Origin of the sequence: Pseudoclavibacter helvolus, from assembly GCF_014191305.1 — a bacterium.
GTDB lineage: Bacteria > Actinomycetota > Actinomycetes > Actinomycetales > Microbacteriaceae > Pseudoclavibacter > Pseudoclavibacter helvolus.
Genome location: NZ_JACHWJ010000001.1, coordinates 1,453,369 through 1,468,240 on the forward strand (window position 1 = coordinate 1,453,369; position 14,872 = coordinate 1,468,240).

The 14,872-nt window shown below is 66.4% G+C and carries 19 protein-coding genes and 1 tRNA gene; 13 read left to right on the top strand and 7 right to left on the bottom strand.

Going from position 1 to position 14,872, the window contains the following annotated elements; genetic code table 11:
* Positions 1 to 3 precede the first annotated feature (3 nt).
* Complete coding sequence (locus FHX72_RS06920) at positions 4 to 294, top strand: FmdB family zinc ribbon protein (protein WP_068478908.1); 291 nt, start codon at positions 4 to 6, stop codon at positions 292 to 294.
* Positions 295 to 339: 45 nt separating this feature from the next.
* Positions 340 to 777, top strand: a complete 438-nt coding sequence (gene mscL / locus FHX72_RS06925) for a large conductance mechanosensitive channel protein MscL (RefSeq protein ID WP_082775199.1) — start codon at positions 340 to 342, stop codon at positions 775 to 777.
* Positions 778 to 852: 75 nt separating this feature from the next.
* Here the strand turns inward: mscL and FHX72_RS06930 are convergent, their stop codons facing one another.
* From FHX72_RS06930 to FHX72_RS19345, 4 genes are all read right to left on the bottom strand, one after another.
* On the bottom strand, positions 853 to 2,181 hold the full coding sequence (locus FHX72_RS06930; protein WP_183623857.1) for an MFS transporter: 1,329 nt from the start codon (positions 2,179 to 2,181) through the stop codon (positions 853 to 855).
* A gap of 282 nt (positions 2,182 to 2,463) precedes the next feature.
* Entirely contained in the window at positions 2,464 to 6,717 is a 4,254-nt protein-coding gene (locus FHX72_RS06935) for an AAA family ATPase (RefSeq protein WP_183623859.1), read from the bottom strand.
* 67 nt (positions 6,718 to 6,784) lie between these two features.
* Entirely contained in the window at positions 6,785 to 7,060 is a 276-nt protein-coding gene (locus FHX72_RS06940) for a LiaI-LiaF-like domain-containing protein (RefSeq protein ID WP_068478917.1), read from the bottom strand.
* Between the two features lie 12 nt (positions 7,061 to 7,072).
* Positions 7,073 to 7,204, bottom strand: coding sequence for a hypothetical protein (locus tag FHX72_RS19345; protein WP_268873992.1), 132 nt, complete (start codon positions 7,202 to 7,204; stop codon positions 7,073 to 7,075).
* A 135-nt stretch (positions 7,205 to 7,339) separates the two neighbouring features.
* Between FHX72_RS19345 and FHX72_RS06945 the strand changes: the two genes are divergently transcribed.
* Positions 7,340 to 7,414: transfer RNA gene (locus FHX72_RS06945), tRNA-Arg, on the top strand.
* Positions 7,415 to 7,448: 34 nt separating this feature from the next.
* Here FHX72_RS06945 and FHX72_RS06950 read toward each other — a convergent pair.
* From FHX72_RS06950 to FHX72_RS06960, 3 genes are all read right to left on the bottom strand, one after another.
* Positions 7,449 to 8,714, bottom strand: a complete 1,266-nt coding sequence (locus FHX72_RS06950) for a tyrosine-type recombinase/integrase (RefSeq protein ID WP_183623861.1) — start codon at positions 8,712 to 8,714, stop codon at positions 7,449 to 7,451.
* Positions 8,715 to 8,769: 55 nt separating this feature from the next.
* Positions 8,770 to 9,120, bottom strand: a complete 351-nt coding sequence (locus tag FHX72_RS06955) for an ImmA/IrrE family metallo-endopeptidase (protein ID WP_183623869.1) — start codon at positions 9,118 to 9,120, stop codon at positions 8,770 to 8,772.
* Positions 9,121 to 9,186: 66 nt separating this feature from the next.
* Positions 9,187 to 9,564 (bottom strand): hypothetical protein, encoded by a 378-nt coding sequence (locus tag FHX72_RS06960; protein ID WP_183623871.1) that lies wholly within the window; start codon positions 9,562 to 9,564, stop codon positions 9,187 to 9,189.
* Between the two features lie 86 nt (positions 9,565 to 9,650).
* On the opposite strand from FHX72_RS06960, the gene FHX72_RS06965 reads away from it, so the two are divergent.
* The 10 genes from FHX72_RS06965 to FHX72_RS07010 all read left to right on the top strand — a co-directional run.
* Positions 9,651 to 9,896 (top strand): hypothetical protein, encoded by a 246-nt coding sequence (locus FHX72_RS06965; protein WP_183623873.1) that lies wholly within the window; start codon positions 9,651 to 9,653, stop codon positions 9,894 to 9,896.
* Complete coding sequence (locus FHX72_RS06970; RefSeq protein ID WP_183623875.1) at positions 9,893 to 10,114, top strand: helix-turn-helix domain-containing protein; 222 nt, start codon at positions 9,893 to 9,895, stop codon at positions 10,112 to 10,114. The genes FHX72_RS06965 and FHX72_RS06970 overlap by 4 nt, the downstream gene beginning before the upstream one ends.
* A gap of 681 nt (positions 10,115 to 10,795) precedes the next feature.
* The gene (locus FHX72_RS06975) at positions 10,796 to 11,935 is read left to right on the top strand and encodes a DUF7666 domain-containing protein (protein WP_183623877.1); all 1,140 of its coding nucleotides are present in this window, start codon (positions 10,796 to 10,798) and stop codon (positions 11,933 to 11,935) included.
* Positions 11,932 to 12,270, top strand: coding sequence for a hypothetical protein (locus FHX72_RS06980; RefSeq protein WP_183623879.1), 339 nt, complete (start codon positions 11,932 to 11,934; stop codon positions 12,268 to 12,270). The genes FHX72_RS06975 and FHX72_RS06980 overlap by 4 nt, the downstream gene beginning before the upstream one ends.
* A gap of 150 nt (positions 12,271 to 12,420) precedes the next feature.
* A complete protein-coding gene (locus FHX72_RS06985) occupies positions 12,421 to 12,933 on the top strand; it encodes a hypothetical protein (RefSeq protein WP_183623881.1) in 513 nt (170 codons plus the stop codon).
* Positions 12,926 to 13,102 (top strand): hypothetical protein, encoded by a 177-nt coding sequence (locus FHX72_RS06990; RefSeq protein WP_183623883.1) that lies wholly within the window; start codon positions 12,926 to 12,928, stop codon positions 13,100 to 13,102. The genes FHX72_RS06985 and FHX72_RS06990 overlap by 8 nt, the downstream gene beginning before the upstream one ends.
* Positions 13,103 to 13,222: 120 nt before the next feature.
* Positions 13,223 to 13,417: a hypothetical protein gene (locus tag FHX72_RS06995; protein ID WP_183623885.1), complete on the top strand. Its 195-nt coding sequence runs from the start codon at positions 13,223 to 13,225 to the stop codon at positions 13,415 to 13,417.
* Positions 13,408 to 13,968, top strand: a complete 561-nt coding sequence (locus tag FHX72_RS07000) for a hypothetical protein (RefSeq protein WP_183623887.1) — start codon at positions 13,408 to 13,410, stop codon at positions 13,966 to 13,968. The genes FHX72_RS06995 and FHX72_RS07000 overlap by 10 nt, the downstream gene beginning before the upstream one ends.
* Entirely contained in the window at positions 13,962 to 14,567 is a 606-nt protein-coding gene (locus FHX72_RS07005; RefSeq protein WP_183623888.1) for a hypothetical protein, read from the top strand. Before FHX72_RS07000 ends, FHX72_RS07005 begins: the two co-directional genes overlap by 7 nt.
* On the top strand, positions 14,567 to 14,872 hold a 306-nt coding region (locus tag FHX72_RS07010; protein ID WP_183623896.1), incomplete at its 3' end, for an ATP-binding protein. The genes FHX72_RS07005 and FHX72_RS07010, both read left to right, overlap by 1 nt.

Sequence of the window (14,872 nt, forward strand, 5' to 3'; positions counted from 1 at the left end):
ATTATGCCTACCTACTCATACCGTTGCACCGAATGTGACAACGCCTTCGACATCCAGCAGGGGTTCGCCGACGCGAGCCTCACCGTCTGCGACAAGTGCGGAGGCAAGCTGCGCAAGGTCTTCGGTGCCGTCGGCGTCTCCTTCAAGGGATCCGGGTTCTACCGGACCGATTCAGCAGCCAGCGCGAAGAAGAGCTCAGGCTCATCCTCCGCACCTGCCGCCGCAGAGGCGAAGAAGGACCCGGCACCAGCTGCAGCTTCAAGCAGCGCCAGCAGCACTCCAGCTGCTTCCTGAACTGACACATCTCAGTACTTCAAGTACAGAACGAAAGGGGACCCCGTGAAGGGATTCCGCGAATTCATCATGCGTGGCAACGTCATCGAGCTTGCCGTCGCCGTCATCATCGGTGCCGCGTTCACCGGCATCGTCACCGCCATCGTCGATGGCATCTTCAACCCGATCATCGCCGCCATCTTCGATGCTGACGACATCGCCGCCGCGACCGTTAATATCCTCGGCGCCCAGATCGGCTTCGGCGCGGTCATCGCCGCGATCATCCAGTTCGTGCTGATCGCAGCGGTCGTCTACTTCGCGATCATCGTGCCGATCAACAAGCTCAACGACATGAGCTACCGCCTCATCCACGGCAAGCCGAAGCCCGCCGTCGAAGCAGCGGTCACCGAGAAGGACGTGCTCGAGGAGATCCGCGACCTTCTCAAGGCGCAGCAGGAGTCACCCGCGAAGCTCGAGGGCGAAGGCCCAGAGACGCGCGCCTAGTCACGTCGCAGCACCCCCGCAGCCGCATGCACTGCACAAAGAACGCCGCCGGTCACCCGGCGGCGTTCTTGCGTCTCACGCTGAGCGGAACGTCTCGCGGCCCCATACCCAGGACAGGCAGGCGATCGCGAGCATCACCGACGAGACGATGATCGCCCACGTGAACCCGAAGAGGTCAGCGATGACGCCAGCCACGATGGGTCCGAGGATGCTGCCACCGTCCTGCGTCATCTGGTAGGTCGAGAGCACCTGGCCTCCGCTGCGGCCGTAGCCGATGATGTCGGAGATGACGGCCTGCTCCGCCGGCGCCGCAAGGCCAGAGCCGAGGCCGAGCACGAAGCTCAGGACGAGCATCGTGACAATGTCGCCCGCGAAAGCCGTCGCGAACATCGCCACCGCCGAGATGGCGAGACCGGCAAGAATGAACGGCCGCCGCCCGACGCGGTCAGTCTTGCGCCCCGCGTACTGCAGCGAGATGACGTTGCCGACCGCGCCAACCGCGATGACCACGCCGATGACCCACGGTTCCTGGCTGATACTCGTCGCGACGAACAACGGAAGGATGGCCGTGCGTACGCCGAAGTTCGCCCATCCGTTCGCGAAGCCGAAAACCAGGGAAGCTCGGTACGCCGAGTCTTGGAGCGCTTCGCGCAAGCTCTTCGGCTCGAGCTTCCTCGCCGCTGGCGCGCGATCGTCTCCCGCGTCGTGCAGGCCGGCCTCTTCGGCGACTTTCCTTGCCGTAATGCGGTGCGCGCGTCCCATCATGATGCCGACGATCGCGGCTGCGATGACCAGCGTGCCCGAGTAGACTAGGAACGGGACTCCGATACCGAACTGAGCGAGCGCCCCGCCGACGGCGGGTCCCGCGATGTTCCCGATAAGGAAGATGCCGCCCCAGAGGGCCGAGATTCGCCCGCGGATCTGCGGTGGCGAGTAGCGCGCGATCATGCCCGCCGCCGAGATCGTGAACATGACGGAGCCGACCCCGCCGAGGCCTCGGAACACGAGCAGCTGCCAGTAGTCCTGCGCGAAGGCCACGGCGGCCGTCGAGGCCGCCACGATGAGGAGGCCAGCGACGTAGATGCGCCGCTCCCCCAGCTTGTTGATGAGCGCGCCGGCCCCTGGGGCGAAGACCAGCCGCATGAAGGCGAACGCGCTCACCACGACGGAGACTAGGGTCGCGCCGACACCGAAGCTCAGCGCGTACTGCGGGAGCACCGGCACGATGAGCGCGAAGCCGATCGCGATGAAGAACGTCGCGACGAGCAGCACCCAGATCTCGGCCGGGATGGGTGGCCTTGGTCCGTCGACGCTCGAGACGATCGGGACCTGTCCGGTTGTCGGATGCTCGGGATCCGAGCCTGGGACGGTAGGGTCGTTCGGCTCGATGGCCCGCTCAGCCATAGTGCGGCGGCTTATCGGCGCGCAGTCGGTCGTCGTTTGGACCGCGAGGGCTCTCGACACGATCGTCCGCGTAACGGACGTCGGCGTCTCCCCAGGCCGCAGGCGAGTCTTCCCCGGCGAGCACGGCGGGCTCCCGCCTGCCATCCACGGACTGTGGCGTTGGGTCACTGCCCGCCGGCGGCGCGGTCGTGACCCGCCGGCGCGGCTTGCCTGCAGGGCGCTTGTCCGGGGCCGTGCTCTGCTCGTCTAGGTTCGTGGTCTGTCCGTCCGAGTGGCTCACGCTCAGCTCGCACCGCCGGGCTCGCCCGGCCGAGCGATGGCGATCTGCTGGTTGCCGTCAGGCAGGGTGACCGAGGCGAGGTTCGCACCCGCCGAGGCACCCGCATTCGTCACCGAACCGCCGGAGGTCAGCTCGCCGAGCTCACCCTCCATGGACCCGGCCGTGATGCCAGCGGTCTCCGCCGGGAGCGGCACCTTCAGCGCCTTGCCGATGCGGCGAGCAACGGCTTCTGGATGAGCGAACAGCTCGAAGGAGTGCACGCGCAAGTAGTACCAGCCGAGGCGCTTGAGGAGCTCCGGGCGGAGGCGCAGCGTCTCGCGCAGCGTCGCATCCGCCGAACCCGCGATGCGCAAGTCGAGCCCGTCCGTGTCGATCGCGATCGCACGGCCACGGTAGGCGGCCGCCAGAGGAATTCGCCCGCGGTGGAACAGCTCGACCGTCATGCCGAACGACTCGAGCCGGTTCGCGAGGTCGAGCAGCATTGGCGGCGCCTCGACTTCGTGTTCTTCGTCGTCGGAGCTCTCCGCGCTTGGTTCGCCAGCCGCTGCCTCGCCGGAGCCCGCCTTGACGGAGCTCGGCTGGGCGGAACTCTGCTGAGCTGAACCGGTCTCGCTCGACTCGGCCTCGCCGAGGATCTGCGCCAGACCGAGGACACCACGCGACATGCGCGAGGGGTCGAGTTCACCTGGGCGGATGCAGGAGACGATCACCAGGGAACGTCGCGCGCGGGTCATGGCGACGGCAAGCGCACGCTCGCCGAGCTCGGTTCCGAGCACGCCGAAGTTCGCGAGCACACGTCCGTGGGGCGTTCGTCCGAACCCGATCGAGAAGATGACCCGGTCTCGAGACTGCGCCGTGGCCAGCTCGATCGTCGTGACCGTGAATGGCTCGCCACGAGCCGCCGTGAAGAAGTCAGCGATGTCGCTGCGTCGAGACGCGGCCGAGTACACGGCCTGCTCGACGCGGCGGGCGTGCAGGGCAGACGCCGTGACGACCATGAGCGACTCCCGCGGCCGGTGCACGGCGTGGTCGACAACAAGCTCGACGACGCGGCTCACCTCGGCGTCGGTGGATTCGACGCCACCCGTGATCGGGTCGGGCAGCCCCGTGCCGTTCTCGACGAACGAGAAGCTGAGGCTCGAGTGCCCGAGCAGGGTGCCCGCCCAGGGCATCGAGCGGATGCGCCCCTTGTAGAAGCGCCGGTTGACGAGCTCCGCGAGGTCCTCGCCTCCTGCCCGGTAGCTTCGCGTGAGCGCGTGCTCCGGCAGGAACTCTGCGAGGCGCGAGTAGACCGATTCGCCGACCTCGTCGGAGTGCCGCAGGCCCCAGGTGTCCGTGCTGTCTGCGGCTGGCCGCGTGACAGCGACGGTGAACGGCGTCGGGTACTGCGTGACGGGGTCGCCAAACGCGACAACCTGGTCACCGCGGCGGATCGCCCCGATGCTCTCCGCGATTGACATGGTTCCCGCATCCACGAGCACCACCGTGTCGAAGTGGATGCGCTCGCTCACGAGCGGCACATCGTACGGCGTGGTCAGCCAGAGCTGGGCGATGCTCTTCGACACGTCGCCGGCCTCGACGGCCAGCTTCGTGGAGGGCACGCCCGGGCGACGCAGGAGCTGTCGGAGAGCATCCGCCTGCTCGCTGTAGTCGACGATCGCGACCTTCCACGCCTCGGCGAGCTGCCAGGCGAGCTGCGCCGCGGAGTGATCGGTGTGGGCCTGGTCGACGACCCGGAAGTCGCTCTCGAGGCGGGTGACGACGCGCGTGTTCGCGTTGAGCAGCGCCTTGTCTCGGTCGAGGAGGTCTTCGAGCACCGACTGCCACCAGGCGAGCTCGAGTTCGTCGCCGAGCGCATCCGCTTCGACGTGGCGCTGGGAGAGGTCCTCGAGGAGCGGCGTGAGGCCGAGGTTCTCGAGGCGTTCGATGATTGTGAGGCGCTCGACGAGGTTGTGCAGCACCTCGCTGTCGGCCGCGAGTTCCGTGATCCGAGCCGGCAGCTCGGCCAGTGGCAGCTCGCTGAGCGAGACGGCGCCTGCGTCGACAAGTGGCTCGTCGAGGAGGCGCAGCTTCTCGGCGACCTCGCGGTGGAACTTACGGACGTCCGAGATTCCCGTCGGCACGGTCGGCGTGGACCCGTCCGTGACGTAGCGGTGCCACAGGATGCGCTGACGCTGAGCGAGCTTGAGCGACTCGTGCAGGTCCTCCACAACGACACCGGGCCGCACGTAGTCCTTCGCGAGCTGGCGCAGCTGCCTGCGGCGGGCCGACGTCAGATCGCTTCCCTCCCGCTTCGGGTTCGTGGCATGGATGACGTCCGTCAGCGAGTGGTCGAAGACCGCGGGGCGGAAGCGATCGAGCGTCTCGCGCAGGTCGAGCAGCAGGCGGAGGTAGATGCCGAGCTCGCCGTACGTCTCTGCGGGGCGCATCCGGGTGCGACCGACGAGCTCCTGCGCGCGGTCGATGACCTCCACGAGCGTACCGGCGTCGAGCTCGACCGCCGCTTCCTGCGCGCGGTTGGCCTCATCCGTCGACTCGAACGAAACCCCGTACCAGGGCGAGTCGTCGGGGCCGTACTTGAACTGACCGAGCTCGCCGGCTGCGCGGAGCTGGCGGGCGATGGCGTCACGGCCCGTCGCGATGGCCTCGATGGCGTCGCGGTCAAGACGAGCGGTTGTGATGGGCGGCTGGTCGCGCAGTTCGAGGCGGGAGAGCTCCTCGAGGGCGTCAAGCGCCGAGACGCCGAGCGCGGGGTCGGGATGCACAAGCGCGTCCCGGTAGTCGGCGAGCACGTGGCGGAGTCTGACGAGCGCGTCGTCCAGCTCGTGCATCGCAGGCTTGCGGGCCTTCTCGTTGCGCGAGATCGAGGCGATGGCGTCACGGCGGAGGGTGCGGGGCGTGACGGCGAGCCCCTCGAGCCCAACGCTCTTGAGCCGAGCACGGATGGCGCGGATGCTCGCCGAGCGGGGCGTGACGACAAGCACACGCTTGCCGTCGGCGACGAGCAGTCCGAGCGCGTTGATAACGGTCTGCGTGAGGCCGGTACCCGGCATCGTGTTGATGACGGCCGAGTTGCCCGCCGCGATCGCGTCGACGACGCGCTCCTGCTCGGTGTCCGCGTCGAGTAGGAACCGATCGCCAACGGGGTCGCGCCGGTCGGGGCTCGGCCGCTGCTCTGCCGGCTGGGGAGCCGAGACCTGCTGGCGCGCGTCCTCGTCACCCGCGAGCGCCCGAAGCACCGGGTGCGTGAGCTCGTTGGTGTCGCGAAGCATGGCGCTCGCCACCTCACCGAAGCTCGAGATGACGGCTCGGGCCGAGACCGTGAACTGCGGGATGGAGGCGCCGAGCGCCCGAGTGCGGTCGAAGACCTGCTGCGGCAAGAAGGCGTCGTTCGACTTGGCGAGGCCAAGGAGCTCAGCGACAGGGAGGCGCACACCGAAGTGCTGTGCGAGGTGGCGTACGAGCGAAGCATTCACTCGGCTTGGGCCCTTGAGCGTGAACTCGTAGTCGCGACCGGCGCGGCGCAGGTCGACCGTGCGCGTGAGGATGGGGGCGCGGAAATGCGTGCCGTCCTGCGTCCACTCGGCGAAGCCCGTGGCGAGCTGGATCGTGCTCATACCGCGGCCGGCGAGCAGCTCGGTGCCCTTCTGTGCGATGAGATCGGCTGCGTCGCGTGCCCCTCGGAACGAGGAGTTCTCGCGCACGAGCGCAGACAGGAGCACGGTCTTGCCAGCCGCGAAGGGCGCGATGCCACCGGGGTGGGCGCTCGTGAGCTCAACGTAAGTACCGGGCTCGTCGGCGAAGTCGAGGAGTGGGGATGGGCCGCCGAGCTGGGCGAGCTCGTGCAGCCAGGAGTCCTGGGCGGCGTCGACAGCCGCCTGGAGCGCCCTTGCCTCTTCTGCACGCTCGAGGTCGAGGGCGGTGAGAGCTTCTTCGTCTGCCGAGGGAACCGGATGCGTCTTGCGCTCGTGCGCAACCGCATCCGCGACCCAGGACCGACCGCGGGTGAGGCTCGGACCATCGGCGTTGCGGGCGCGGACCCCGTCTTCGTGGTCACGACCGAGGTCGAGGCCTTCGTCGTCAGCCTGCGCCTCACGGTCGCGCTCGGCACGCTCGCGCTCGAGGCGTTCCCGCACCGGACTCAGGTCGGGTATCGGCTCCGTCTCATTGTTTGTGGGCGCACCCTTGCCGGAGCCGTGATCGTCGCTCTTCGCGTCGCCCGGCTCTGAACCTCGTTTACGAAACAGACCCCACACGCGTGACACTGTAAGTGTCCGGGCCCACCTGCGCGGGGAGGCGCGCGTGGATTGCGCCCAGCCTGGCCTAGTTTTCGCGGCCGGAGACCGGATCGACCCCATACGGGGACGGCGGGATCGCTCCCCCGCCGTCGCGACCAGCTTCGGTCTTGTTGCGCCCCCGGATAGCATTCACGATGAAGACGATGCCGACGACGATGACCGCGACAGGCCACAGCTCCCAGATGTTGCCGAGCCCACCGAAGACGAGCTCGTTGAGGAGGAAGAACACGCCCACCGCGATCAGGATCCAGCCCCACCAGTTGCGGATGTTGGTGACGAGGGCGACCACCCCGACGATCATGGGAGCGATCGGCTAAAGCAGCCCCCAATCCATGGGGAGGATGCCGAGACGGTCGAGAAGGTAGGCCGTGCCCATGATGATGAGCCCGACGCCGAGACCGATCGGACCCGCGAGGCTCGCCCTGCGCTGTTCTGAGGTGCTCATGGCCCAACACTTCCACTCCGAACGGTCCACGAACAGCTTCGTTGCGAAATCATGATGAACTTCTGACGACTCGCAGGCCCAAGACCCGCGCGATGTGCACACGAGGCCGCGAGCACCGGTAGCATTGTCGCGCCAGCCTCTGTAGCTCAATGGAAGAGCAGTTGCGTCCTAAGCAAACGGTTGGGGGTTCGAGTCCCTCCAGGGGCACCAGTTCTTTGCGGTGTTTGACCAGGCATTCTCGGAATCAGACCGCACCCAGATCCGGCCCCTTGTGCTCGGTTTTGTGCTCAGCCTGCATGACGGCCATGTAGCGAGCTACTGCGTCGCGTTGCATGGACTCGGTGACGTGACTGTAGAGCCCCATCGTGATGCTGATGTCAGCGTGACCGAGGCGCTCCTGCACGATGCGCGGATGCACGCCCGCCTGCAGCAGGTTCGTCGCGTGTGTGTGACGCAGACCATGTAGCGCGAGCTTCGGAAGCTCTACCCCAGCTCGGCGCGCGGCGGCAACACGAGCGGCCCATCTGCCCGTGACTCTGTTCGGATTGATGACATTGCCGGCCGTGTCTCCGAAGATCACCGCGTCGGCCCGTGCGAGGTCGAGGCTGAGTGAACCGCGCACCGCCTTCCACGCCTTCAGCACTTCCACGACACTCTCGTCCAGGTCGATCACGCGAGGCTTGCCGCTCTTCGTCCCCTTTGTCTCACCGTGCTTGATGCTGTTCGCGGCCCGTCGCACAGAGATGCGTTGATTCGTGACGTCGAAGTCCTTCCACCTCAGTCCAAGTGCTTCGCCGCGGCGCATGCCCGTGTGCGCGAGCACTAGCCAGAGCGTGTAGTCGGAGTCGTCGTAGATGTGGCGATCCCACTTGAGGAAGGCCGTCAATTGCTCGGCGGTCCAAACCTCGAGTTCTGGAGCTTCGGCTTTCACCTGCTTCGCAGTGGGGGCCTTGACGACTCGCGTGCGCCGCGCTGCGTTCTGGCGCACGTACCCGTCATCGACAGCCGCGTCGAGGATAGAGCCGATCACGACGTGGGTCTTGCGCACAGTGTTCGCGGACAACGGAGCTCCCCCGCGGCCTCCGTCCCGTTCGAGCCGGAGGTAGACCTGGGCGAGTTTCGTCGGCTTGATCGCATCGATCCGGAAGCTGCCGAGCGTCGGGATCACGTAGCGCTTGACGAGCCCCTCGTAGCCCGCCCTCGTACTGTCCTCCACCCGGAGCGTGTCCAGCCAAGTCTGCGCGTAGACGCTCATTAGCGGCGCTTTACCTGCGACCACGACTTCCTGGTCCGCGATCTCGGAACGCTTCTTGTCGAGAGCATCCTCGGCGTCAGCTTTGGTGTCGAACCCCGTCCCCCCGACGCGCCGCTCGTCACTGTCGTCACCGCTGGGATCGAGCTTGATCCAGAGCTGCCAACGCCACTTCTGTCCCGCCTTGGTCTGGTAGCTCGACACGCTGCCGCGTCCCGACGACCTGCCTCGGCGCCGTTTCGTTGAACTTGCAGACACGATGCCCCCTTCTTGTCGAGCGGCGTACCGTGTTGCGGTCGCCACGATCCGTGCTTCACGCCGCCTGGCGCCAGGCGTGCAGATACTTGGTTGGAACTCCGAGCTCGCGTGCGATCAGCTCAGGATGCTCGTACATGCGCTCAGCTCGCAGCACGTCGGCAGGAAGAATCAGACGCTTCGCGGCGATGCGATCGGCGCGATCTTCCTGCCAAGGTGCGCGCCCCACATCCATCTTCTCGAAGTGGACGATCTCGTGCGCGATCGTGGCCCGGCGATGGACCGCCGGAAGCTTGGGGCGCACAAGGATCAGGTTCTTCTCGGGAATGAGTAGCGCGTTCGCCGTTCGGATCCGTGCTTCTTCGATCTTGAGCCCGAGTTTTTGGGCGTGCTCGTATGGGTCGTACATGAGTCTCCTAGCAGGGAAGGTGGGAGATGGTGCCGGCGAGTCTGCATTGAGCCACCGACATTCGAGCTAGTCGAAGATCTCGTCCTCAACCTCTGATGTGTCGGCCGCGTAGCGCAGCTCCTGCTCCTCAGTGAGCTCGGTTCGGTCCGGCGCACCGGGGAAAGCGGTGACGTTGTCCGGACGGGTGCTGGAGTCGCTAGCCCGTCGCGCGAGCTCTAGGAACAGCTGCCCTCCGTCCAGCCCGCCCCCGGCAAGCATCGCCAGGGCGTCGATGTCCTCCGTGTCGAGCGCCCGCTTGCCATTGATGCGCTCGGAGACGTACCCGGTGTTGCGCCCGAGCTTGGCGGCGATCTGCTTGCCAGTCACGTTGTTCTCGGCCATGAACCCGCGGTAGGCGGCGGCGAACGCGATGGAGAAGGGCGTGAGGTCGTTGTATCGGGTCACGTGTTGAAGCTTGGCATATGCGCTAGTCGCTAGTCAAGTGCAAAACCAGCTTGCAATGAGCGGTTTGCGTATGCCATTGTTGGTACATGCAAACAGGCAACGACGCTGCAGCCCAGGCTATCCGCCTCCTGCTCGCGGCACGCAACAAGAACCAGTCGTGGCTCGCGTCCCAGCTCGGGAAGTCCCCGTTCTGGATCGGGCGTCGCATGAACCACACCGTCAACTTCGATCTCGAAGACCTCGGGGAGATCGCGACCGTCTTCGGCATCGACATCCCCACCCTCCTCGCAGTCCCCAACTCCGTGGCAACCGCAGTGAAGGTACCGGCATGAGCACCGCCGGCCTGATGACCCTCGCGAAGGCTCGCGACTCGTCCGATGCGGTGCTCTCACGTCGCGAGGTGGCTGAGATCCTCGGCGTCGACCCTCGAACCGTCACGGCGGGAATTGATGCCGGCGAGATTCCTGTCATTCGCGTTGGACGAAGAGTGCTGATTCCCAAGGATCGCTTCCTTGCACTGTTCGCGTCGGCCGAGGTCAAGGACGCATAGCGATGTCGCCACTCTCGTCTCACGCTCTGATCGCCTGCGTCGCTCTCGTCATCATCCTCGGCGTCTACCTCGTGTACGGCGCCCCCTCCCGGCCGGACCGTTGAGCGCTCTGCTCCTGTTCCTCGCCTGCGGGCTCGCGTTCGCGCTCCTCGTCACCGCCCGCCTTCACCGGTAGGCGGCACCTCTCCCAGCCTCGTCCCGTCCCCGGGGCGTGATGCCGCGGCTCGAAGCCGTGACGAGGCGCTGGTTTCTTGCACCCAAAAACGGGCGAGACGACCACTGCAAGTTGAAAACTCCACAGCAGATAAGCCTCTCGGCTAGCGAGTACGGACTGCGCGTGACGCGTGGTTCGGCAGACCTGATGACCGCTTCATGCGAGATCGGGCAGCACCGAGGGGTGGAAACCCACGAAGACCGGCGCTTAGGCGGACACGGCAGGGGTTGATTCCCGGCAGAGGCCGGAGGGGGCTACGGCCCATAGAAGTTTCGTCCCGGTTCACGGGTGGCGAGTGCATTCCCACTGCGCCCACCTACACGGGCCCCGAGTCGCGGGAATGGCGGCGCTCGAGGGGTCCAGGCAAGACCGGGATGGCGGCAGTGAGTTCGAAGCTCCCAGATCGTGTGCAATGCGCGGCTGCCGCACTCATTCACCCATCACTCATATCTACAGACGGAGAGAGCATGTCGACAGTCATCGTTACCACGCAGGCAGAGCTCGACGCGGCCCTTGCCGCGTCGGGTTGGTCAGAGGTCCGGATCCGGGCCGAGAAGCGGTTGCGGCTCGTGGTTGGGCCTACGGGCGACCACGACGTCATCCTCGAGGGCGGCACCGTTCAGAGGGTCTTGCAGGGCGGCACCGTTCAGGAGGTCTGGCAGGGCGGCACCGTTCAGAGGGTCTGGCAGGGCGGCACCGTTCAGAGGGTCTGGCAGGGCGGCACCGTTCAGAGGGTCTTGCAGGGCGGCACCGTTCAGGAGGTCTGGCAGGGCGGCACCGTTCAGAGGGTCTGGCAGGGCGGCACCGTTCAGAGGGTCTGGCAGGGCGGCACCGTTCAGAGGGTCTTGCAGGGCGGCACCGTTCAGGAGGTCTTGCAGGGCGGCACCGTTCAGGAGGTCTGGCAGGGCGGCACCGTTCAGGAGGTCTTGCAGGGCGGCACCGTTCAGAGGGTCTTGCAGGGCGGCACCGTTCAGAGGGTCTGGCAGGGCGGCACCGTTCAGGAGGTCTTGCAGGGCGGCACCGTTCAGGAGGTCTTGCAGGGCGGCACCGTTCAGGAGGTCTGGCAGGGCGGCACCGTTCAGGAGGTCTTGCAGGGCGGCACCGTTCAGGACCTACGCGGCGCATCCATCGTCCTCCGTGCCGAATCCGGAGCGACCATCGCGAAGGCCGGCCCGTGGGCAACGATCTACGTGTACGGCGCGGACGTCACAGTCGACGGAGGTCGGATCATCGACCTGTCCGGGGTCAACGAGGAAGACGCTGAGACCTGGTGCGAGTTCCAGGGCGTCACGGTCGAGGACGGTCACGCGTTGCTCTACAAGGCGGTGAACGACGACCTGAAGTCGGAGCGCCTGTTCGCGTACCCGGTCGGCGAGACGGTCATTTGCCTGGACTGGACGGACGACAACGAGTGCGGTGGTGGTCTGCACGTGTCGCCAACTCCGGGCACGGCGCACAGCTACTTCGAGCGGGCGACGCGCTTCCTCGAGGTGAAGGTGCCGCTCGCTGAGCTGCGCCCGATCCTGGGCCGTGTGCCGAAGGCGAAGTTCCGGACCGGCGTTGTGCTTCGCGAGGTCACTCGTGACGGTGGCGAGGTGAAAGCGTGACTGCCCCGCTTGCTCGCATCTCGGCGGCAATCGAGAAGCTGGAACAGCTCCAGGCAACGAGCACGCCAGGTCCGTGGCACATCGAGACTCTGGCCAACGTGTTCGTGGTTGGTCGCGGCCCGACGTTCGACGGCACCGTGTCTGTCGCCATGCTTCACGAGACTCACCTGCAGGACTCGCCTTCGCCCGCCGACGCTGAACTTATCGTCACCCTCCACCGAACAATTCCGTTCACGTTGATGGCCCTCGCTCAGGCGAAGCATGACCTCGAGCAAGGACGAGCTGCTGCCCAGCGCGCGCTTGCCCTGACGGACGCGATCCTCGGGACCGCCTAACTCTCTCGCCGCAAGTTGGAATGCGCACAGTCGCGCGGTGAGAAACCCCCGCCAGATGCGGGGCGCCCTCGATCTGATCTCAGAGATGCACCGGGCGCGATCCCCGGCGAGGGCACTCATTCGACTCTTCCAAGGGAGGAAGGACCCCGTATGGGCAAGATTCAAAGTCCCACGAAGCTGGCCCGCAAGGAGCTGCGCTCGATGGGCGCAAGGTTCGACGGCCGTCACCGCGAGAGCGAGCACTACCTGTTCCCTGACGGCAACAGATACACGCTTCGCGCGGGCAACTCGTTCGCGAAGATCACCGCCGACCTGCATCGGTTGCGGGAGCGGTACGGGTGGCCGGCGGACTCGTACAAGCACGGCGTCCAGAAGACGGGCGCTCCGGTGATGGACATCGCCCGCTTGAAGGTCACCAAGCACGCGCAGGACCGGTGGGCGCAGATGTGCGGTCAGGCTCGCTTGGAGATGTCGGAGCTGACTCTGACGCTTCGCGCGCCGACCTGCGTTCGGTGGTCGCCCACTCACGAATCGTGGGTGTGGGTGCGTGATCGTCTCGCGGTGCCGGTGATCGAGAAGGACGGGCGGCTGCTCGTCAAGACGGTGCTGTGGGCGACCGCCGAGCTGTGGGAAGCGCATCCCCGGAGGCCCGCTCATGGGTAGCAGCGGGCAGCTCGTGGACAGCCACGACGAATGGCGCACGCATTGGGAGTGCGGCTGGACCGGATTCGTGACCGTCGACCGCGACCGCGAGGTGCGCGCGTCTCACTGGACCTGCCCCGCGTGCAAGCAGCGCGAACCGCTGCAGGCGGATGTGGAGGAGCTCTGGTGATCAGCGTCCATCCGTCCGGCGTCCTCGTAGCTCGCTTCCCCGGCGGGTTCGTGGCGTTCGGACGCACGAAGGAAGAACTCGAGGCGAGCGTGGCTCGCTGGTGGAGGAAGGAACCCGCTCATGAAGTGGATCATTCGGCGTAACCCGCAGACGCGGCTCTGGCGCTTGTTCGAACCGATCGGGCAGATGCCGTGTAGCGAGCATGGCTTTCACCCGGCCTACTTCGAGCACGGCCCGTTCCGCACTTGGGATGAAGCGTTCGCCCCGGTGTGGGCAGAGACGCTCCTGGACGAGGCGCTGGAAGCGTGCTCGTAACGGGGCTGGATCTGTCCCTGACGGGGTCGGGCGTCGTCACGATACGACGCACCACCGAGGGGTGGCGGTTCGCGAAGCATCTTGTCGAGTCGAAGTCACTCCCGAAGGGTGCGTCCCTCGAGCAGTGGGCGGCACGTCAGGTGTCGATCGCGGATCAGGTGATCGCGGCTACTCCCCCGGGGCTGATCGTCATCGAAGCTCCGTCGCATGGTTCCAAGTTCGGGAACCCGCACGAGCGAGCCGGCGTCTGGTGGCGAGTCGTGCATGCGCTCGTTGCCCGTGGTGACCGCATCGCGTCGGTGTCGCCAGCGACGAGGGCGAAGTACGCGACAGGATCCGGGACGGCGAAGAAGCCGGCGGTCGTCGCGGCCCTACGGGAGTCGATTCCCGCGGCGGCGATCACGGACCACAACTTGGCGGATGCGCTCGCACTCGCCGCACTCGGGTGGCGTCACCTTGGCGTGCCCGTCGAAGCGTCGATAGGCGCGAAACAACTGGAGGCGTGCCGCGCTGTGCGGTGGCCCCACAACGGAGGAGAGAAGTCATGGTGAAGTTCGCATCGGCCTTGCCGAAGGACGACAAGAACGGGCTGACATCGATCAGCTCGAAGCTCGTGCAGGGCTTGCAGGACAAGACCGTATTCCCGGTCATCGGCCTGCTGGTGACGCAGGAGGTGAACATCGACGAGGACCTCGAGAAGGAACCGAAGGCTCGCTTCCTTCAGGTCGAACCGGTGTCGGACGAGTACAAGGACGTGGTCCTGCAGGTGCTCGGTGAGCTCGTCGCGGAGCGCACGGGCGCCCGGACGGGGCAGCCTCCGCTGGACGTTCCTGAGGCTGAGCCTGAGGCTCTGACTCTCGAGCTGGAGGAGGGCGGCGGGTACGAGTACGAGATCCGCGACCAGCCCGCGGGCCGCTTATCGCTTCGCTTGTTCACCCGTTCGGGCATCGAGGCTGGCATGCGGGGCAACCTCCTGCGCGCGGAGATCGGCGAAGTCGATCCCGGCCGGTACCAGTACCGCGAGCTGCCGCAGACGCTGTGGACGATCGCGAACGTGCTCCTTTCCGAGTGGGAGCAGAACGAGGCCGCGGGCGATGTTGTCGACGCGGAGATCGTGGACGACGAGGACGAGACAGAGGGAGACGCCTGATGTCGCAGAAGTTCTCAGTTACCGACTACAAGGGCGCGCGTGACGTGTCCATCGAGACGACGGCCGGCGAGCTGGTCATCGTCGCGGGCCGCAACGGATCCGGGAAGTCGTCGTTCATCGACGGCATTTCCGAGCTGTTCGACCCGCATGGTGTGAAGCTCACGCCAAAGCCCATCCGTGACGGCGCTGACTCCGCGCAGTCGGAGTTCATCGACGAAGCGCTCGGGATCCGCCTGGTGCGCACGTGGAAAAAGAACGACGCAGGCAAGCTCGAGGCGTACGCGCTCGATGGGGCGAAGTACTCG